Origin of the sequence: Paenibacillus ferrarius, assembly GCF_002027705.1 — a bacterium.
GTDB classification, from domain to species: domain Bacteria; phylum Bacillota; class Bacilli; order Paenibacillales; family NBRC-103111; genus Paenibacillus_E; species Paenibacillus_E ferrarius.
The window spans coordinates 453,377-473,081 of sequence record NZ_MBTG01000001.1; the positions used below are offsets into that span (position 1 = coordinate 453,377).

The following is a 19,705-nucleotide window of genomic DNA, read 5'->3' on the forward strand; positions in this document are numbered from 1 at the left end:
AACGAGCAGAAATCATGCAAGCCAAGTAATATAAGGAGGCATTTTCCATGGCAAATGAAAACAGGTTTACATATACAGGTGCAAAAACAGGCGAAATTTCCTTTCCGCTTGGGGGCATTGGAACAGGCAGTATTGGTCTAGCGGGCAATGGCAGGCTTATTGATTGGGAAATATTCAACCGGCCGAACAAACTGAGTTTTAATGGATTCTCGTTCTTCGCGGTAAAGGCTGAACATAATGGCGAGGTCAAATTAACAAAGGTACTTCATGGGGATATGAAAGCGCCATATACGGGTGAGGGAAAAGGGAAATATGAGGGATATGGCTATGGACCTAGGAGGGAAAATATGGCCGGGTTCCCTCACTTCGCGAATACGTCGTTCAAAGGCCAGTTTCCGTTCGCAGAAATGACATTCGATGATGTGGAGGACCCCATAAGCATCAAAATGACCTCATTTAATCCTTTTATTCCGCTAAACGATCGAGACTCGTCGATTCCTTGTGCGATTTTCGAATATGAAGTAAGCAATCGTTCACTGGATGAACTGGACATCAGCGTAGTTGGCTGCATCACGAATCCATTTCATAAGGGAGCCTATAACGAAGCCTTCGAGGTTCACAATCGTCATGGAATTCTCATGTCCTCTATGCACTATCAAGATACGGAAGCTGAGTTTGGCAATCTCACGTTAATGACTGACCATGAGGATGTGAGCTGCCAATCCTATTGGTACCGCGGGGGATGGTTCGACAATTTGACCGTGTTTTGGAAGGATTTTCGTAGGCCAGGCCGCTTTCAAGAGAGAAAATATGAGGGCCCTCGCGAACTCGATCCTCTGAGAATGCACGAAAAACATCAAGATGTCAGCCTGCTTAGCACCCATCGCACGATCGCTCCTGGGGAAAAGGCGACGTTTCGATTCGTCTTAACATGGCACATCCCCAATTGCGTTAACTTTTGGAATCCGGGCAAGCTTGATGGAAAAGAACAATTGCCTACTTGGAAAAATTATTACGCGACGCTGTTTCGCGACTCCACGGATACGGCGAACTATGTTATGGATCACTATGATCGGCTGTATGCAGATACTCGGCTGTTCCAAGAGACGTTGTTCCGTTCAACACTTCCGGATGAGGTTCTTGATGCTGTCAGCAGCAACATTTCAATATTGAAATCATCTACCGTGCTGCGGTTGACCGATGGAACTCTCTATGGATTTGAAGGCGTGCATACGAACGAAGGCTCTTGCGAAGGCTCATGCACGCACGTATGGAACTACGAACAAGCTACGGCGTTTCTGTTCCCGGCGTTAGCACGGTCAATGAGAAATATCGACTACAAATATGCCCAATTTGAAAATGGTAAAATGGCATTTCGCCTCATGCTTCCAGCCGAGCGAACGACACTTGAAAATGATTTTAGAGCGGCTGTCGATGGTCAAATGGGAGGGATTATCAAAACCTATCGGGAATGGAAAGTATCCGGTGATACAGAGTGGCTGGGCTCGATCTGGCCGCAGGTTCGGAAAGCGCTGGAATATGCTTGGGAACCGACGAATGAGGACCAGTGGGACGCCGATAAGGATGGCGTCATGGAAGGGCGTCAGCATCATACGCTGGATATGGAACTATTTGGACCGAACTCTTGGTTGACATCTATGTACTTGACCGCACTCAAAGCTGCAGCAAGCATGGCAGATGCATTAGGTGAACAGGATAAAGCGGAAGAATACGAAGCAATCTGGCTGCGAGGGTCCTCTTGGGCAAATCAACATTTATTCAATGGTCAGTACTTTCATCAGGTGGTTAATATCCAGGATAAGTCTATCCTCGAAAAATTCGGAGCCGAAGATGTTTATTGGAACGAGGAGTCAGGTGAGCACAAGTACCAAATCGGCGAAGGCTGCGGTATTGATCAAGTGCTTGGTCAATGGTTCGCCCACCTTGCGGGATTAGGCTATGTCCTTGAGCCTCATAAGGTGAAACAGGCGCTTCAGTCGGTGTATGAGCACAATTACATCGAGAATTTACGTGATTATCCTAATGCATGCCGTATCTACGGTTTGAATGAAGAGGCAGGGCTTATGATTTGTACATGGCCGAAGGATAACAGCCCTATCGTTCCGGTTCCCTATGCGGATGAATGCATGAATGGATTTGAATATCAGGCGGCCTCGCATATGATCTATGAGGGACTTGTCGAGGAAGGGCTTGCCGTCGTGAAGTCCATACGCGATCGCTATGATGGAGAGCGCCGTAACCCATGGAATGAATTTGAATGCGGAAGCAACTATGTACGATCGATGGCTTCATATGGGTTGCTTCTTGCGCTAAGTGGTTTTGAATATGATATGGTACAAGGACATATCGGCTTCAGTCCAAAATGGCAAGAAGCAGATTTCCGCTGCTTCTGGAGCTTGCACGAGGGATGGGGCGAGATTCGCGTAAATCACGAGCAAATTGAATTCGAAGTGCTGAGAGGTCAACTCAAACTGGCTAGCTTTGGATGTGATTTACTAGCAGGGAAAACCGTCAACAACGTTACGATCGGTGGCAGGAACGTTAGCTTTGTTTTAACTGAAGGAAGATTGATATTGAATGAGCGAATCGTTCTTGAACCGCAAGCCGTACTTCTTATACGGTATTAAGTTTACTGGAGGTGATACCTATTGGCTGCGAATGATGTGATTTCAACAGCTGTTGAGCAACTACGCCATGTTCCTGGCGTAAAAGCGATTGTTTTAGGCGGATCAAGAGCACGTGGAACGGAGACTGTGGAATCCGACATTGATTTGGGCCTATATTATCAACCAGATCAGCCTATTGATGTGCATGCGCTTGATCTGATAGCAACGTCACTTGATGAGGAGCGACGCAAGGGTCTGATCACGCCAATTGGCGAATGGGGACCATGGATTAATGGCGGTGGGTGGTTAAAGTCGGGAGGCTTGCCACTCGATATTCTTTATCGTGATATGGAGCGAGTATCAAGCGTAATTGACGATTGCTCGCGAGGCCGCATAGACATTCATTATCAACCGGGGCATCCGCATGGATTTTGCACGTCCATCTATATGGGAGAAGTGGCTTCTTGTAAACTGCTCTGGGATCCTGATGGGCTTGTCATGGCCATGAAGCAACGGACGGATCCTTATCCTGCTGCATTGCGGCAAGCGACGATCTCGAAGTTCATGTGGGAAGCAGATTTCTCAATTGCTAATGCCAAAAAAGCACAGAGTCGCAACGATGTTTCCTATGCGGCTGGTCATCTTTTTCGGACTGTAAGCTGCTTGGTTCAAGTGCTTTTCGCTTGCAACGGCGTCTACCTACTCAATGAAAAAGGGGCCGTAGCTCAATGTGGTCAGTTTTCTGCTGTCCCAGCCAATTTTGAGCAGCGCGTGCGGGAAGGTTTTGCTTGTTTGTCGGCTGAACGGGCGGGCATGACTGAAGCGGTTCGCATCTTTGAATCGCTAGTTCACGAGACAGAAGCATCTGCTTCTTAGTTCGGAGCTGAATGAGGGCAGATGCCGTTTAAGCAGAAAAAGGTCGGTAACCTACATAATGAGTAGGTATCGACCTTTTTCGTTTCGATCAGGTTAGAGCGGTAGCGGAATATTCTGGCATGGATCCGGATAGAAATAGAGTAATAGGTTGTCCATTATTCTATGAAACGGATGGTGCTGGTATTCATGACTACTTCGAATTGGCGGCTCACTCTGATCATTGGCGGAATGCTGATTGCTGCTGTCTCTATATGGTTCCTAGCATCACAGTCCATTCGGCCAACGCAGATAGCGGCGGATTCGAGAGAAACCCCTCCGATACAAGGACCAATTCCCGAATTTAAGGAACAGCACCTGCCGGTTCTATCCTTAGAGGTACCGAACGATGCGTTTACTAAACAACAAGAGCTGCCAAATCTTATGACACCGCTGGCCGAAGAAGCGAAAGTCACTGTTACTCCTACAGCGACACCGATTGCCACCGTGATGGACTCCGTCTATAAGACAGCACCTACAACCACACAAATAAGCATTCCTGTCCTGAATTATCATAGTGTAACAGTCCAGCCCGGCAATACCGCTGCCATCACTCCGGCAAAATTGGAGGAGCAAATGCAGTACTTAGCTGATCAGGGATATAAGACATTAACGTTGAAAGAATTCATCGATATTTGGGAAGGTGGAGAGAAACCGACTGCCAAGGTTGTACTCTTAACCTTCGACGATGGGTACAAAGATAATTACACAGCCGCGCTGCCAATTCTTGCTAAGCATAATTTTCGTGCAACGTTGTTTATATCACCAGGTATGGTTGAAGACGGCTATTTTTTGAATTGGGAAGAAATCAAAGAAATGCACAAGGGTGGATGGGACATCCAGCCACATGGAATGACTCATCCGAATCTTACAAAGTTGAACGCAGAGAAGCAAACGTTTGAAATAACGGAAGCAAGACGTCAAATTGAGGAAGAACTTGGGATTACTGCTGACGTATACTGTTACCCGTTTGGGGAGCGAAACCAGACTACCTTGCACATATTAAAGGAGCATGGGTTTCGCTATGCGTTTACGATTGAGCAAGGAATGGCTAAACCTGACCAGAATCCTCTCTTAATTCGCCGATTGTTTGTTAATGGGGAAGCAGGATTGAGCAGTTTTAAGTCTCTTTTGAAATGAAAAGCAGTTCCAGGCTACCATTCCCCCGCGGCAAGCTTCCACTTACATTTGACATTGGTTTGACATCAAACTATAATGCGATTATGGAAACTAGAGATGCTATTTCATTAATCTCCAAAATTAGAGAGAAAGTTAATCGGTTTATTGTAGCAGAGATGGTGAAGCATGGGATAGATGGTATTGGCACTTCGCATGGTGATATCATCTATGCACTATTTGAGAAGCCTAGGCTTACTATGGCGGACATTTCGAAAAGGATTAATAAGGATAAATCTACGGTCACAGCACTAGTTGACAAGTTGGTCCGGCTTGGATATGTGACAAAAGAAAGGGATAGAGAGGATACGAGGGTTGTTTATGTTGCGTTAACCAATCAAGGGAGTGAACTAGAAACGATTTTTGAATCTATATCGAAAGAAATGTTAGACCAGTTCTACTTAAACATTTCTGATAAAGAAAAAGAAGATTTGCTGAAAGTTTTAAAAAAGATTTATCAAAACTTTTAAATTTTTTTCGATAAATAGTTTGATATAAAACTAAATGACAAGGATGAGATTATCGTGAGAGATTTTACGAAAGAATTGCCAGATCATATGGAGAAATACGTTGGGGAAAACGATTTGTTTCTAGAGATATTTGAAGGAGAGAACCTCTCGATAGCAGATAACAATAGGCCTCCTTTGCTTTATGTACACGGTGCTTTCACAGGAAGCTGGATGTGGAGCAAATACATTCCTCATTTTATCAGTGACGGGTGGAAATGCTATGTCATGAACTTGAGAAGCCACTACAAAAGCAGGCTGCTGGATATGACGAAGATAACTTTCGAAGATTATTTGGAGGATATCAAAGAGGTTATCGCGGAGTGTGGTGTTCCGCCGATTCTTATCGGATTCAGCATGGGTGGGATCTTGAGCCAGAAGTTGGCTGAAAATGTCGAGATCGCCGGTTTGGTATTGATCGATTCGGTCATCAGTAGAGAGGTTCATGAAGTAGTACCCTATGAGGAATTAGACCAGACGAGACCTGGCATCATTTTGCCTGCCCCAACCCGTGAAGAGCTTTCAAGCATAGATGAAACGAAAGATGACATTGAATTTCAAAGAAAGTATCTGGCCATGGAGTCATCGAAGGCATTTACATCTTTTGTTTTTTCAATCGAATCAAAGGGTATATCAATAGACAACAGCTCGATTTCTTGCCCGTGCTTGGTTGTCAAAGCAGTAAACTGTGATGATGACGACCGACGGGGTAGAGTGACAGCGGAGCACCTCCGTGCTGAATACAAAGGGCTTTGGAACACGACGCATACCGGCGTACTCGTAGGGCAGAGATATATGGAATCAGTAGATACTATCATGGATTGGTTAAGAAGATTTGGTATTTCCCTACCATAATAGATCATTTGTACCTTACTGAAACCATAATATTCTGCTAGATTAGTATCACACAAAATTGAAAGTTATCTACTGTATTGCTATTTATCAGGCCAAATAACCCCTTTTTTGAGTCATAAAAATATGGAAAAATCAAGGAACTTTTGAAAGCGTCCTCCGTCTAATGAAGTGGGAAGGAGTGAGCGAATGAATAAGAAAAGGATATTCGGTTTAATGGGAGGGGCTGTGGCCGCAGCAAGTTTAATTGTGGCATCTGGCGCTGTATCTGCTTCGTCCGATTCATCCAACTCACAGGTCATTACAATCGTCAAGGATGCCCCGTTTTATGCCCAAATGTCCGAAGATGCGGCAACAGGTGTTTTAAGTAGTTTTCAAACGCTTAAGGTCAAGGAAACTACAGGTGACGGTATGAACGTTTGGTACAAAGTGGATACATGGTTGGGTGAGCAGTGGATTCCAAGAAAGCCGGGTATGGTAGTGCTCGGGGAAATTGAGTCCGTGAACGAAAAGATGCATACGCTGAGAACGGAGTTGGTTTATGATGCGCCGTACTCCGAAGAGCAGAAAATCTTGTCTCTTCCTCCCCAAGAGGTGCGTATTACAGGGCGTTATCATAACTGGTACCGAATCAATCTGACAGACGGGGTGCCGATGTGGCTATATTCTCCTTTGCTTTTGGAAGAGATCAAGGAAGAGCCTGCCGACTGGGATATGCTGCTGACCCGTGACGAACAGCTGTACGAAATTCCATATCTTACAAAAGCGCCAATTATTCTCGCTCCACAAACCGTTCATGTCCTCACCCAATGGTATACCGGAAAAGAAGGATACCGTTTTCGGGATATCGTTTGGTACAAGATTCAAACGGATCAAGGGCCTCGGTGGGTGCTGCCAAACGGCGAAAAAGCCGGCATCAAGCCGGTACAGGAGTCCATTACGCTACCTACTGGGGGCTATGGCTCATCCGCACCTGAATCGAATGATCGTTCCATCTGGCTCGAACCGGGGAAGAAACTGGAAGCTTCAGCTCGCTGGGGGGATTGGTTTCAAATAAAGACGGATTCTACCGGAACGGTTTGGGTCAATCCGAGCTTGTCGCTTCATAAGCGGCCTCTTGGAACCGTAGCCTCTAGTGAAATTTTATACTTGACCAAGGACACGGCCGCTTATACATATCCTAGCCCTGATGCTATTGCACATCCCAAAGGTTACTATGCCCCGCAGGAGGTGAAAAGCATCGCAAAATGGTCTGGTGACGGCATTCTGGACTGGTATTTATTCCGCGGATTCGAAGGCGATCTGTGGATTCCAAAGCCGCGGAACGACACGGACAGCTCGTTAGTCGGAAGCTGGAGAGTATACAATTGGGATCAATGGAGAGAGACTGAAGGATTCAAAGGAATACCTTTTGCACTGACTTTGATGAAAAATTCCCAGCGGCACGGCTTCTACCAGGACGAAGGCATTCCATTCACGCTGCGTGCCCAAAATCTTTCAAATCAATCGTTGACCGTAACTCCTTCGCCAGAATTCGAATTGCAAATTTTTAAGCTTAATAATGAACCTGAAGAAGCTCTGAAGCATCTGGAGCAGCAGGAGCTCGTATGGACCAGAAAGCTGCCTCCGTTCGCAGCGACAGTTCTCGAAAATTTGAGCTCGCAATCGATTTTCATCGAGTGGGATCAGAAAGGTACAGAAGGGAAAGTATCGGCCCCTGGTGAGTATGCCATGCGAATCGTTCCTGTTTCCATTCATTTTGAGATGGGTGGGGGAGGGACAAGGACCGTAACAAATGATGACATCCAGAAGATTATCGGTGATCCCGTAGTTTTTGCTATTTTGCCAAACGAATGATGCTTTACTGAAACGATGCTATTGGGTTGGGGTGATAGGGTGAATATAACAGGTTTGAATCATTTTTTGTTTTCGGTTTCTAATTTAGACAATTCTATTGTGTTTTATGAAAGCGTTTTTGGTGCAAAACTGTTAGTGAAGGGGAGAAGGACGGCCTATTTTGATTTAAATGGGATGTGGCTTGCTTTGAATGTAGAAAAAGACATTCCTCGCAATGAAATAAACCTCTCTTACACGCACATCGCTTTTTCAATTGAAGAAGCAAACTTTGTTGATATGTATGAGAAACTAAAGAAATTGAATGTAAATATCCTATCAGGTCGTCCTAGAGATGAAAAAGATAAAAAATCAATTTACTTTACAGACCCAGATGGTCATAAGTTCGAATTTCATACAGGTACTTTGCAAGACAGATTAGCTTATTATAAGCAGGAAAAAAAACATATGGAGTTTTTCAATTAAAATGATGTTGACACGACACCAAATGGTGGCCTATTATTAAATAGACACCAAATGGTGTCGTATTAGGGATTATCGCCTCGTGGACGCGACGTCCGAATAGAGCCGCATACTTTAAGCGGGTGGTGATGGTGATATTAACGGCTGTCCCTTGGTAATAATACGTAGGAGAGGGTGTTGTGAGCGAAAACAACCAGTTGCGGGATGTGTTTGATGCAGTTGCAGATCCAACTAGGCGCCAATTGATTCGTATATTAGCAGAGGCAGAGGAGCTGCCGCTTCATGAGTTAACGGCACAGTTTCAAATGGGCCGTACAGCGGTATCTAAGCATTTGACAATTCTTAAAGAAGCCGGACTGATACTTGACCGAAAAGTCGGCAGAGAAACGCGATATAGGCTAAACGCCGCTCCACTTAGAGAAATTCAAGATTGGGCGGCTTTCTACAGCAAGTTCTGGAGTACGAATATGTTGCGTTTGAACCAACTATTAGAGGAGGAAGAAGAATGAGTTTAACATTATCCTTGGATTTTCAGTACACGACATCAATCGAAAAACTTTGGTCCGCATTAACCGATTCAAACAAGCTTGCCAAGTGGGTCATGGACAATGATTTTAAGCCGGTCGTAGGACACCGTTTTCAATTTCGCACGCAACCGACCGAATGGTGGAATGGCATTATTGACGGCGAAGTGCTTATCGTGGACCCACCAAACCGGTTGTCCTATACGATGGTCAGCGGCGATAAGCTGACGGCCACTTGGACGCTGCAGGATTTAGGCGACGGAAAGGTTAACCTTCATCTCGAACAAACTGGATTCTCAAATACGCAAGGACTCGAAGGCGCTAGGTATGGCGTTAGTAAATGGTGCAGCGAGCTTGAAAAGTTGTTGGAACAATAATCGCATGAACTTGAATAACATAAACCGGCTGCATGAAGTTTGCAGCCGGTTTTATGCAACATGAATGGTATAATGTGAATATAAGTAGAAATTAATTTGATCGGAAGGATGTTAAGCATGAGCGAATCGAATCAGGAGTATATCGTAATCTCGGGTGCGAGGGAAAACAATCTTAAGAACGTATCTTTGCGCATTCCCAAGCGGAAGATCACGATCTTCACCGGGGTATCCGGATCTGGCAAGTCATCGATCGTCTTCGATACGATTGCCGCAGAATCCACGCGATTGCTGAATGAGAATTTCAGCTTGTTCGTGCGCAATTTCCTACCGCGCTATCCGCAGCCGGATACGGACGCTATCGAGAACCTGAGCATGGCCGTGATTGTAGATCAGAAGCGGCTGGGCGGCGGTTCCCATTCCACGATGGGCACGATTACCGATATCTCTCCCATACTTCGACTTCTCTTCTCCCGAGTGGGCCAGCCCTATGTTGGACAAGCCAACATGTTCTCGTTCAACGATCCGCAAGGGATGTGTCCCGAGTGTAGTGGGATCGGTCGCAGACTGTCCGTCGATATGACCAAGGCGGTGGATACGTCAATGTCGTTGAATGAAGGGGCAATCATGCTGCCAGGCTATACGGTGAACAGCATGGATTGGTCGATGCTCGTGCAATCAGGGTTCTTCGATCCTGACAAGAAACTGAATGATTATTCGGATAATGAGCTAGAGCAGTTGCTGCATGGCAAGGCGAGGAAAGTGGAGATGCAGTTCGCCGGGAAAGCAGTGAATATAACCGTAGAAGGCATCATCGAGAAGTTCACTAACAAGTACATCAAGCAGGATGTGAAGACGAAGTCCGAGCGTACGCAACAAGCTGTTGCGCCGTACATCTGCGAGGGTCCATGTTCCAGTTGCCGCGGCGCGAGACTTAGTCAGGCTGCGCTTGGCTGCAGGATCAATGGACTCAACATTGCCGAGCTATCTTCCATGGAGGTCGGGCAACTCATCCGCGTCATCCGAGAGATTGACGACGCGATCGCCGCGCCGGTCGTCAAGTCGCTCACGGAGCGGCTGCAGCATCTGGTGGATATCGGACTTGACTATTTGACGCTGGACCGTGAGACGGATACCTTATCCGGCGGCGAGTCGCAGCGCGTTAAGATGGTGAAGCACCTGAGCGGCAGTCTGGTGGATGTCACTTACATCTTCGATGAGCCCAGCGTTGGCTTGCACCCCCGTGATGTACATCGGTTAAATGGATTGCTGCAGAAGCTGCGCGACAAGGGCAATACCGTAATTGTCGTCGAGCATGATCCTGATGTGATCAAGTTGGCAGATCATATCGTCGACGTCGGGCCTCACGCCGGCAGCCGCGGCGGTACCATCGTGTATGAAGGAAGCTTCCAAGGCCTGCTGGAGTCAGGTACACTGACAGGCACTCATATGAAGCGGCCGCTCCATCTGAAGCACGACTGCAGGCAGCCCTCCGGCAAGCTGTCCATCAAGGATGCCAACCTGCACAATCTTCAGAACGTGAGTGTAGATATTCCAACCGCAGTGCTGACCGTAGTTACGGGTGTCGCTGGTTCGGGCAAAAGTACGCTGATAAACGAAGTATTCTTAAGCAAGTATTCCGATGCGATCGTCATCGACCAATCCGCGGTAGGAGTATCAACGCGCTCGAATCCCGCGACCTACACGGGCATTATGGATGAGGTACGCAAGGCGTTTGCTTCTGCGAACAAGGTCAATCAAGGCTTGTTCAGCTTCAACTCCAAGGGAGCATGCGAGAACTGCCAAGGGCTGGGTGTAGTGTATACAGACCTTGCATTCCTCGACAGCGTGAAGCTGCCATGCGAAGTATGCGGAGGTAGACGTTTCAAGGAAGAGGTGCTCGCCTACAAGCTGAACGGCAAGTCCATAGCAGAAGTGCTGGAGATGACTGTGGAGCAGGCATTGAATTTTTTTGAGTTGAAAGAGGTTGTGCGCAAGCTCCAGGCGATGAGTGATGTGGGGCTGAACTATATTACCCTTGGTCAACCGCTCAGCACGCTCTCTGGCGGGGAATGCCAGCGCATCAAGCTGGCAAGCGAGCTGCATAAGAAGGGCAGCATCTACGTAATGGACGAGCCGACGACCGGCCTGCATATGTCAGATATCGGTCACCTTCTGGAGATCATGAACCGCTTGGTGGATGCCGGCAATACAGTGATCGTCATCGAGCACAACCTTGATGTGATCAGCCACGCGGATTGGATTATCGATATGGGACCAGATGGAGGCAGCAAGGGCGGCCAGGTGGTGTTCGAGGGCACACCTTCGCAGATCATCCAGGCGGAACAGTCGATTACGGGAAGATACTTGATGTAATGATTTGAAAATAAGTGATAAGAAGAGGGGGGCTTCCATGATGACAAATAGTAAATTGAATCCTAAGGTTGATGGATTTTTAAATAAGGCCAAAACCTGGAAGGAAGAATATGAAAAGTTGAGAACTATCGTTCTTGACTGTGAGCTGACCGAAGAATTCAAGTGGATGCATCCTTGCTACACGTTTCAGAATAAAAACATTGTTTTGATACATGGATTTAAAGAATACTGTGCGCTTCTGTTTCACAAAGGTGCCTTGTTAAAGGATACTCATGGTATCCTAATTCAACAAACGGAGAATGTACAGGCGGCGCGCCAGATTCGATTCACGGATGTTCGAGAAATAGATGCAATGGAGACCATCTTGAAAGACTACATTCATGAAGCCATTGAAGTAGAAAAAGCTGGTTTGGAAGTGGATTTTAAAAAGAATACAGAATTCATAATTGCTGAAGAATTTCAAAATAAATTGAATGAAATCCCCGCCTTGAAAACTGCTTTTGAAGCATTGACACCTGGACGGCAAAGGGCGTACCTTCTTCATTTTTCGGAACCCAAACAATCCAAAACTCGAGAGACGAGGGTTGAAAAATACATGCAGCAAATTCTGAGTGGAAAGGGATTAAATGATTAGGGCGTGGATGTAAAAATAAAAAACCGTGGTCGATTTATCGAGCACGGTAATCAATATCATCAGATAAATGAGTCAAGATCGTCATCTTTAAATTCTATTGGTCCGACATCCATTTGGAATGATCCGTCAGGATAGAGAAGCGGACTTTCTTCCATGTGATCGTTAGAATACTTCTCGACATGGCTGACTTTCATTTGCAAAGTATCCGTGAAATCGATATGGGCAATTGCTACCCAATAGGCATAATCGTTTAGCTCATGGAGCGGAGTAGCTACGGACTGACCCAAGTGGTTGTCAACAACAGCGCGTACTTTCATTGATTTAAAGCTCCCGGTTCCGTTGCTCACTGCGCTATATGCTGCAAAAAGCACATAGTTCAGTTCTTCCGGACGGTGAATCACTATCGTCTCTTTTCCACTTCCCATTGCATCGCCATCTAACTGGATATAAGGCATTTTACTGGCTGAGCCGAGTTCCTTGTAATAGACTTTTCCCACAACAGAATTCTTTGTTATATAGAAGCAATATAAATCCAGATCATTTTCTGTCTGCCATTCCAAGGATGCCGTTACTTTCGTTGACTTTTGAATGCTGATGCTTTCCTTCTTCTTCAATTCCACGTTAAATTGTTTAATGGGTTTCTGCACGGCAGCGGCAGCGACTTCTTGCTTAACTTCTTCTGATACATGAAGTCCGAAGTTTCTGACTAGTGCCGTTAATCCTCCGATGAAGCCGCTTCCAACCGCATTAAACTTCCATTCGCCGTTATGTATGTAAATTTCTCCAACTACGATTGCTGTTTCATTCGTAAGATCTTGTCCGAAATGAAAGCGGGCGATTTCATTCCCGTCCTGCGGATTATATAGTTTGCACACGGAATCCCTAACTTTGGCAAACGATTGACCGTTGTTTTCACCGTCGTGAATCGTTAACGTGATAGCAACCTTGGTTACATCCTTTGGCATGACGGATTGAACCATTTGAATTGTTTCTCGGTAGCCATAAACGTTTTCGGAATGGATGACAGACTCATTTCTACTAATCGGTTGATTATAGAAGACCATATCTTCGTCTCTCGTACATACGCCATTTGCGTCCAAAAGGAAAGCGGAAGCGTTAATATCGATAGCGGGATCGTCACTTTGCCAATCCAATCCTATTGCTATTCCCGGTAGATTGCGTCCTTTTGTCACATCAATTTTCTGCCCTTTGGTAATGATCAAGAAGATCACCTCTATTCTGAAAAATAACCATCACATTCCATGTTATACCATATTTACAAGATTGCATAGTTTTGATGCATAGAGCTCCAGGAAAGCATTTAAAGAATACAAAGATAAAGTAGTAGACCGCCGAAATGAATCAAAGTTGTAAAAGCACAATAACAGACAATAAACTCCACCAGACGGAACAATATTTTCCATCGTCATCCGTTGTGGAGATTTTTATAATTAACAAAGACAGCGCTTACAAATTTTATAGGCAGAGGAGGCAATATTTTGTTTCAAACCATGAGATCATTAGTTAAACGAATTCGTATGTATGCAGCCGCTTCACTCGCAGTAATTCTTGCAGTTTCCATCGGGTTTCCCGCACCTGGGGCCGAAGCATCCAGCATTCGCAGTGATTACAAGGCTTATGCGATGGCTCCACTGACCAAAATAACGGATTGGAATGCATTCCGCAACCAGCTGATCACTCTGAAGAATAACAATATTTATGCGCTTACCACAGATGTCTGGTGGGGGGATGTTGAGCAGGGCGGCGACAACGTATTTAACTGGGCTTATTACAAAACGTATGCCGATACGGTGCGTGCTGCTGGCCTGAAGTGGATTCCAATCATCTCCACGCATCAATGCGGAGGCAACGTCGGTGACGACTGCAATATCAAACTTCCTACCTGGCTCTGGAGCAAGGGCACTCAGGATCAGATGACAATGCGCAGTGAAACCGGCTACTACAATAACGAGACCTTGTCTCCTTGGTGGACAGGCACAGCGACGCAATACGATGAGCTGTATGCATCATTTGCTACGAACTTTAGTGGCTACAAGGATATAATTACCAAAATATATCTTTCCGGAGGCCCGGCGGGTGAGCTTCGCTTCCCATCCTATAATACGGCCGATGGCTGGAGCTACCCAGGGCGCGGCAAGCTTCAGGCGTATACCGATGTGGCGAAACAAAGCTTCCAGAGCGCCATGAACGTCAAATACGGAACTGTATCTGCTCTTAACAGCGCTTGGGGGACGAGCCTGACTGCCTTTTCTCAAGTCAACCCGCCGAGCGATGGTGACAACTTTTTCATCAATGGCGTAAATTCCACGTATGGCAAGGACTTCATGACGTGGTATCAGAGCGTATTGGAGAAGCATCTGAATACGATTGCTGCTAAAGCGCACAGCCGTTTCGATCCCGTCTTCGGCGTTCCGATCGGTGCGAAGGTAGCCGGGATTCATTGGCAAATGAACAGCCCAACCATGCCGCATGCTGCTGAATTCGGCGCAGGCTACTACAATTACAGCACGCTGCTGGATGAGTTCAAGAGATCCAATCTCGATCTGACTTTCACTTGTTTGGAAATGACCGACAGCCAAGCTTATACAAGTCCTTATTACTCCGCTCCTAAAACATTAGTGATTCAAGTAGCGAATCTGGCGAACCAGAAGGGCATTCGCATCAATGGCGAGAACGCACTGCCGATCAACGACGGAAGCGGTTATCAAAATACGGCCGAAATGCTGTTCAACTACAATTTCGGAGGCTTCACACTGCTTCGGATGTCCAGCCTCGTCAATGGAGACGGCACGAAGACCGCATTGATGGATGCATACCGGGATGCGATTGCAATGACTCCGATTCCGGTTACTTTCATCGTGAAGAACGCGCCAACCGTTTCGGGGGACAGCGTATATGTAACGGGAAGCCGCTGGGAAATGGGCAACTGGACGACAGGTCTTTATCCCCTCAAGCTGACATACAACAGCTCCACGGCTGACTGGCGAGGCACGGCCAATATTGGAGCTTCCCGCAATTATGAATTCAAAGCCATCATCAAGGATAGCGCAGGCACTTTCAAAAGTTGGGAGCCCGGAGCCAACAATACGTGGGCGACACCAACAGCAGGAACGAACTATACGATAACGTGGTGATTTCCTGAATAATTTAATCGTGCTGTTCTTCACCGCTATACAAAAACGAAAAGGCTAGAGGATGAAAGATAAATCCTTTAGCTTTTTTCATACCAAAATGACACATTAATCAAAATAAATTGATTATTAGATTGCATTTGAATTCGAATTGATATATATTGTTGTTAAATCAAAAATAATTGATTAAAGAATCGGGTGAAAACAATGAAAACCATTATTCCTATACACGAAGTAACTGTAAAGACTGCGCTAAATGATTCATTTTTCGAAACTTATGAAACCAAATTTAAAGCGTTGGCGGATCGCAAGAGACTACAGATCATGTATGAGCTAACCCAACGGGGAAAAACATGCGTTTGCGATTTATGCGACATTGTGGAAATGGCTCAATCCAAATTGTCGTATCACTTGAAGATCCTGTTGGATGCTAAGCTAATTACCAAAGAAATCATCGGCACATGGAGTTACTACGAGATCAATAATAATGAGGTTAATGCATTACTCTCAGAGCAGCTGTGCTGCATTTTTAGACCAAGCGGTTCCTAATTTTTTTTGTGCTTTAAATCAATTTTTTTTGATTAATATATCAATATTTGATAAACGAAACTATAACTCGGAGGTATTAAAATGAATCAAAATCCTAGTATATCCAGAGCGAAATTACCTGTAGCCATTATAGGTGGTGGACCTGTAGGTCTCGCCGCGGCAGCGCATCTAGTCACACGTGGGGAATCCTTTGTACTATTTGATGCGGGTCATGCAGTGGGAGCTAGTATACTTCAATGGGCTCATGTACGTCTCTTTTCACCATGGGAATTTAATATTGATAAAGCAGCTAGGCAGTTACTTAACTCATCCGGTTGGATTGCTCCGAACAATTCTGATATTCCCACGGGGCTAGAGATGGTTGAACACTATTTTAAACCTTTTGCTGAATTGCCTGAAATCAAACCTTTTATCTACTTGAATGCAAAAGTGGTTGCAGTTAGCCGAAAAGGTCTAAATAAAGTTAAAACACATGGCCGAGATGACCTTCCGTTTGTTTTGCATGTTGAGATGAATGGTGAACGTCATATCGTAGAGGCCAAAGCAGTCATTGATGGTTCCGGTACCTGGACGAATCCAAATCCAATCCTATCCGAAGGAGTCTGGACAACAGAAGAACAATCTTTCAGCAAACAAATATTCTATGGGATTCCCGATGTTCTGAATGAGCACAAAGATCGATATCGTGGAAAGAAAGTGCTTGTCGTGGGCAGCGGTCATTCTGCGATTAATACACTTTTGGAGCTTGGAGAGCTCAAAGGACAAATACCAGAAACTGAAATTGTTTGGGTCCTAAGAAAATCTAACTTGGAAGACGTTTATGGTGGAAGAGAACTAGATCAACTTGCAGCAAGAGGAGAACTCGGAACTAGGATTCAAAGGCTTGTCGAATCAGGCAATGTGAAAGTGATAACGCCATTTCATATTCACGAGATAAAAAAGAATGAAGATAAACTTCAGGTAGTCGGCGCTTTAAATGGCGAATTGCTTCAAATCAATGCGATTGATGAAATTGTTTCAAATGCCGGTTCTCGTCCCGATTTCTCTTTTTTAAGAGAAGTTAGAGTGATCGCTGATCCTAGTCTTGAAAGTACAATGGAACTAGCACCTTTAATAGATCCTAATGTTCATAGCTGTGGTACTGTGAGACCTCATGGAGAGAAGGAATTACGTCAACCAGAAAAGGACTTCTATATTGTTGGAGCGAAAAGCTATGGCAGAGCACCAACTTTCTTGATGGCGACGGGGTATGAACAAGTGAGATCCGTTGTCGCTGCCATCGTAGGTGATCGCGAAGCCGCAGAAAGAGTAGAACTTGAACTACCAGAAACAGGGGTATGTAGTATTCAAAAAAACTCTTGCTGTGTTCCTGAAAAAAGTGAGGCCGTTGAGGTGGATCATGATGGCGTCAGCTCTTGTTGTTCACCAGTCACCCAACCAATCACCACAAAATCCTCCTGAGATAAACCCTTAAAACCGAGTGGGATTGACAAAATGAATATATTCCAGTAATTTGAAATTAGATAAATATCTAATTAGGTGGATGATAAACTTACTTTGACGGGCTGGTCTTACCGAGTTCAGTTTTGATTAGCAAATTATTATCAGCTTTATAAGTTCTTACAGGTCCAACAAGTCGTGGACTAGATTGGGGGGGATCATGTCAACAGTAGGAATCTTAGGAGTAATCCATGACAATGAATTACGTAAGAGGTATCATTTAACTTTGGAATTAATAAAGGAGTTAATTCTAGAATTTAAACCAGATGTTATATGCGGTGAAGTACTTCCCGACAGTTGGGAGAAATACAAAACCGATTCCACACATCGAGGATATTGGGGCGAACCTGCAAGCGAGTACTGGGATTTAATTTTTCCCTTATGTGAAGAATTGAAATATGAATTTGTTCCTATTGATTGGGTGGAACTTGATGTTTGGATGGATTTTGATCCATTCAAGAATTACAGTGAAGTACAACGAAGTGCATTGAACGCTGAATCAGAGCAATGGTTTCAGAAACAACTTTCCACATGGAATTCCAGTGCTATTCCCTTCAATTCATTGGAATACGACAATATAACCAAACAAAAATATACTTGGTTAGAGCAAATCAATCCTGAGTCGCATGTATTTCGATGGGAGTGTAGACATCTAATAATGATTCAACGAATAAAAAACGCAATTAATAAACATCCAGGGAAACGAGTCTTGTGTATAGTAGGTGCAGACCATAATCATGCGATATACGAAGGTTTGGCTAAAAACAAGGATATACAACTTGTATATCCTTTAAAATAGTTAGAATTAAGACCGGGACTCTTTGGAATAGGGCGGGGCGGTTTATTTATTATTGTTTGATTTTGAGTGAAAATGGTACGGCATTCAACGGGAAGGATATTCCAATGATAGGGCATATATTATTTATTATGGAAATGGTTCTCGTAGGTGGGAAAGAAAAGATGATGTCTAACTTAATAAGAAAAAATAAGTGAATGGGATGGTGTAGAATTTGAAAAAGTTCCTTCTTGGGTTAATTTGTGGAATTACCATAAGTGCAACAACAGTTGTATATGCTTCAGATACGATTCAAGCATTTTTGTACCCTGTTAAATATGCATTTAACGGTGAAAATAAAGAAATGAACAGTGATTACCAAACTTTAAATTATAACGGACATGCCTATGTACCTATACGCTTTCTCGCAGAAAATATAGGGGCTACCGTAGAATTTAATAACGAAAAGCAACAGATTTCCGTTGATTACGAAACTGCTAACGGTTTAAATCTAAAGGATGGTTGGAATGTTGATTATATCACAGTAGGAAACCTTAAATTGTTTAATGAGGGTAATCACACAAAAATAGTTGGTCAAGTAAAACTAAAAGAAGGAAGAGGTTATGGTCTACATGTAGTTTTATATCTAAGATTCTACGATAAAAATGGAATTTTAATCGGAAAAGCAAGTGTGAGCAATATTCAAATGGATGGAGGGCAGATTAAAACTTTTGAAGCGGTCGGTGAAGGGGATTTTTCCAATTATTCAATAGCTACGTTAGATGCTTCTTATGATAAATCGGGTCCTTCTTCAAAGGGATTCCCGCCTGGAGAGTTAAATGTTAAGGCTGAGAGCAATAATATTTCAGTTGGAGACCTTCGGTTAACAAGTTTGGATAGTTTCACAAGAGTAAATGGGCATATATCGATATCCAAAGCGTTAGATTCAAATGAATATAAGGTATCATTGTCTTTTTATGATGAGACCAACCAGCTAATAGGTACTTCCTTAATTGGAGATGTGGATTGGACAGTATCAGGAGGCGTAGGAACTTTTGAAGCAATAGGTTCGGGTAATTTTACAAAGTATAAAACTGTAAAGTTAACGGTAGATCATTTATAAGAATTTAATTGTTTAATTAGTTGAATTCTAAATATTACAAGATCATATATGTCTATGAACGTTAGTTGAGCGCAACATGCAGCAGTTAGCGATCTGCAGTTGCTCTATTTTCATAATTTTGCTGATGCGATGAAGAAAAATCATGCAGTTTATTTGTTTGAATCGTCGCGGAAGAAAAATAAACTAGGAGAATATAGTTTTAGACAGAGAAAATAAAGTATTTTCTTAGTGATTAGGTTAAGATAAGTCCCCTCTTTAAGCACTAAATGCTAACCGCGTACGTTCCTTAATTACTAATTGGAAATGGAA

The 19,705-nt window shown here is 44.3% G+C and carries 17 protein-coding genes; 16 read left to right on the forward strand and 1 reads right to left on the reverse strand.

The window, feature by feature from the left end; all coding sequences use genetic code 11:
- The first annotated feature begins 47 nt into the window (after positions 1-47).
- The 11 genes from BC351_RS02585 to BC351_RS02635 all read left to right on the forward strand — a co-directional run bounded on the left by BC351_RS02585 (position 48) and on the right by BC351_RS02635 (position 12,297).
- Positions 48-2,648 carry a GH116 family glycosyl-hydrolase gene (locus BC351_RS02585; RefSeq protein WP_079409136.1) on the forward strand — a complete coding sequence of 867 codons (2,601 nt, stop codon included), beginning with the start codon at positions 48-50 and terminating at the stop codon, positions 2,646-2,648.
- Between the two features lie 21 nt (positions 2,649-2,669).
- Positions 2,670-3,503 carry a nucleotidyltransferase domain-containing protein gene (locus tag BC351_RS02590; RefSeq protein ID WP_079409137.1) on the forward strand — a complete coding sequence of 278 codons (834 nt, stop codon included), beginning with the start codon at positions 2,670-2,672 and terminating at the stop codon, positions 3,501-3,503.
- A gap of 186 nt (positions 3,504-3,689) precedes the next feature.
- Positions 3,690-4,679, forward strand: coding sequence for a polysaccharide deacetylase family protein (locus BC351_RS02595; RefSeq protein WP_244208857.1), 990 nt, complete (start codon positions 3,690-3,692; stop codon positions 4,677-4,679).
- Entirely contained in the window at positions 4,676-5,185 is a 510-nt protein-coding gene (locus BC351_RS02600) for a MarR family winged helix-turn-helix transcriptional regulator (RefSeq protein WP_244208858.1), read from the forward strand. Before BC351_RS02595 ends, BC351_RS02600 begins: the two co-directional genes overlap by 4 nt.
- A 54-nt stretch (positions 5,186-5,239) precedes the next feature.
- Positions 5,240-6,076, forward strand: coding sequence for an alpha/beta fold hydrolase (locus tag BC351_RS02605; protein WP_079409138.1), 837 nt, complete (start codon positions 5,240-5,242; stop codon positions 6,074-6,076).
- A gap of 186 nt (positions 6,077-6,262) precedes the next feature.
- Positions 6,263-7,930 carry a hypothetical protein gene (locus BC351_RS02610; RefSeq protein ID WP_079409139.1) on the forward strand — a complete coding sequence of 556 codons (1,668 nt, stop codon included), beginning with the start codon at positions 6,263-6,265 and terminating at the stop codon, positions 7,928-7,930.
- A 15-nt stretch (positions 7,931-7,945) separates the two neighbouring features.
- Complete coding sequence (fosM, locus tag BC351_RS02615; protein WP_425270894.1) at positions 7,946-8,392, forward strand: FosM family fosfomycin resistance protein; 447 nt, start codon at positions 7,946-7,948, stop codon at positions 8,390-8,392.
- 176 nt (positions 8,393-8,568) lie between these two features.
- On the forward strand, positions 8,569-8,898 hold the full coding sequence (locus BC351_RS02620; RefSeq protein WP_079409141.1) for an ArsR/SmtB family transcription factor: 330 nt from the start codon (positions 8,569-8,571) through the stop codon (positions 8,896-8,898).
- The gene (locus BC351_RS02625) at positions 8,895-9,290 is read left to right on the forward strand and encodes an SRPBCC family protein (RefSeq protein WP_079409142.1); all 396 of its coding nucleotides are present in this window, start codon (positions 8,895-8,897) and stop codon (positions 9,288-9,290) included. The genes BC351_RS02620 and BC351_RS02625 overlap by 4 nt, the downstream gene beginning before the upstream one ends.
- A gap of 117 nt (positions 9,291-9,407) precedes the next feature.
- The gene (locus BC351_RS02630) at positions 9,408-11,663 is read left to right on the forward strand and encodes an ATP-binding cassette domain-containing protein (RefSeq protein WP_079409143.1); all 2,256 of its coding nucleotides are present in this window, start codon (positions 9,408-9,410) and stop codon (positions 11,661-11,663) included.
- Between the two features lie 40 nt (positions 11,664-11,703).
- Positions 11,704-12,297: a YdeI/OmpD-associated family protein gene (locus tag BC351_RS02635; protein ID WP_079409202.1), complete on the forward strand. Its 594-nt coding sequence runs from the start codon at positions 11,704-11,706 to the stop codon at positions 12,295-12,297.
- A gap of 59 nt (positions 12,298-12,356) precedes the next feature.
- Here the strand turns inward: BC351_RS02635 and BC351_RS02640 are convergent, their stop codons facing one another.
- A complete protein-coding gene (locus tag BC351_RS02640) occupies positions 12,357-13,526 on the reverse strand; it encodes a TerD family protein (protein WP_144028254.1) in 1,170 nt (389 codons plus the stop codon).
- Positions 13,527-13,808: 282 nt separating this feature from the next.
- Here BC351_RS02640 and BC351_RS02645 point away from each other — a divergent pair, with 282 nt between their 5' ends.
- The 5 genes from BC351_RS02645 to BC351_RS02665 all read left to right on the forward strand — a co-directional run bounded on the left by BC351_RS02645 (position 13,809) and on the right by BC351_RS02665 (position 19,396).
- The gene (locus BC351_RS02645) at positions 13,809-15,452 is read left to right on the forward strand and encodes a family 14 glycosylhydrolase (protein ID WP_079409203.1); all 1,644 of its coding nucleotides are present in this window, start codon (positions 13,809-13,811) and stop codon (positions 15,450-15,452) included.
- 204 nt (positions 15,453-15,656) lie between these two features.
- Positions 15,657-15,998, forward strand: a complete 342-nt coding sequence (locus BC351_RS02650) for an ArsR/SmtB family transcription factor (RefSeq protein ID WP_079409145.1) — start codon at positions 15,657-15,659, stop codon at positions 15,996-15,998.
- An 81-nt stretch (positions 15,999-16,079) separates the two neighbouring features.
- Positions 16,080-17,459, forward strand: coding sequence for an NAD(P)-binding domain-containing protein (locus BC351_RS02655; protein ID WP_079409146.1), 1,380 nt, complete (start codon positions 16,080-16,082; stop codon positions 17,457-17,459).
- Positions 17,460-17,658: 199 nt separating this feature from the next.
- Positions 17,659-18,297: a hypothetical protein gene (locus tag BC351_RS02660; protein ID WP_079409147.1), complete on the forward strand. Its 639-nt coding sequence runs from the start codon at positions 17,659-17,661 to the stop codon at positions 18,295-18,297.
- Positions 18,298-18,508: 211 nt separating this feature from the next.
- Positions 18,509-19,396: a stalk domain-containing protein gene (locus BC351_RS02665; protein WP_079409148.1), complete on the forward strand. Its 888-nt coding sequence runs from the start codon at positions 18,509-18,511 to the stop codon at positions 19,394-19,396.
- Positions 19,397-19,705 lie beyond the last annotated feature (309 nt).

What these genes read in the sequence shown, in the direction of transcription:
- BC351_RS02625 (WP_079409142.1), top strand. Translation starts at nt 8,895, where the DNA reads ATGAGTTTAACATTATCCTTGGATTTTCAGTACACGACATCAATCGAA.
- BC351_RS02630 (WP_079409143.1), top strand. Translation starts at nt 9,408, where the DNA reads ATGAGCGAATCGAATCAGGAGTATATCGTAATCTCGGGTGCGAGGGAA.
- BC351_RS02660 (WP_079409147.1), top strand. Translation starts at nt 17,659, where the DNA reads ATGTCAACAGTAGGAATCTTAGGAGTAATCCATGACAATGAATTACGT.
- fosM (WP_425270894.1), top strand. Translation starts at nt 7,946, where the DNA reads ATGCTATTGGGTTGGGGTGATAGGGTGAATATAACAGGTTTGAATCAT.
- BC351_RS02585 (WP_079409136.1), top strand. Translation starts at nt 48, where the DNA reads ATGGCAAATGAAAACAGGTTTACATATACAGGTGCAAAAACAGGCGAA.
- BC351_RS02595 (WP_244208857.1), top strand. Translation starts at nt 3,690, where the DNA reads ATGACTACTTCGAATTGGCGGCTCACTCTGATCATTGGCGGAATGCTG.
- BC351_RS02650 (WP_079409145.1), top strand. Translation starts at nt 15,657, where the DNA reads ATGAAAACCATTATTCCTATACACGAAGTAACTGTAAAGACTGCGCTA.
- BC351_RS02610 (WP_079409139.1), top strand. Translation starts at nt 6,263, where the DNA reads ATGAATAAGAAAAGGATATTCGGTTTAATGGGAGGGGCTGTGGCCGCA.
- BC351_RS02600 (WP_244208858.1), top strand. Translation starts at nt 4,676, where the DNA reads ATGAAAAGCAGTTCCAGGCTACCATTCCCCCGCGGCAAGCTTCCACTT.
- BC351_RS02635 (WP_079409202.1), top strand. Translation starts at nt 11,704, where the DNA reads ATGACAAATAGTAAATTGAATCCTAAGGTTGATGGATTTTTAAATAAG.
- BC351_RS02655 (WP_079409146.1), top strand. Translation starts at nt 16,080, where the DNA reads ATGAATCAAAATCCTAGTATATCCAGAGCGAAATTACCTGTAGCCATT.
- BC351_RS02645 (WP_079409203.1), top strand. Translation starts at nt 13,809, where the DNA reads ATGAGATCATTAGTTAAACGAATTCGTATGTATGCAGCCGCTTCACTC.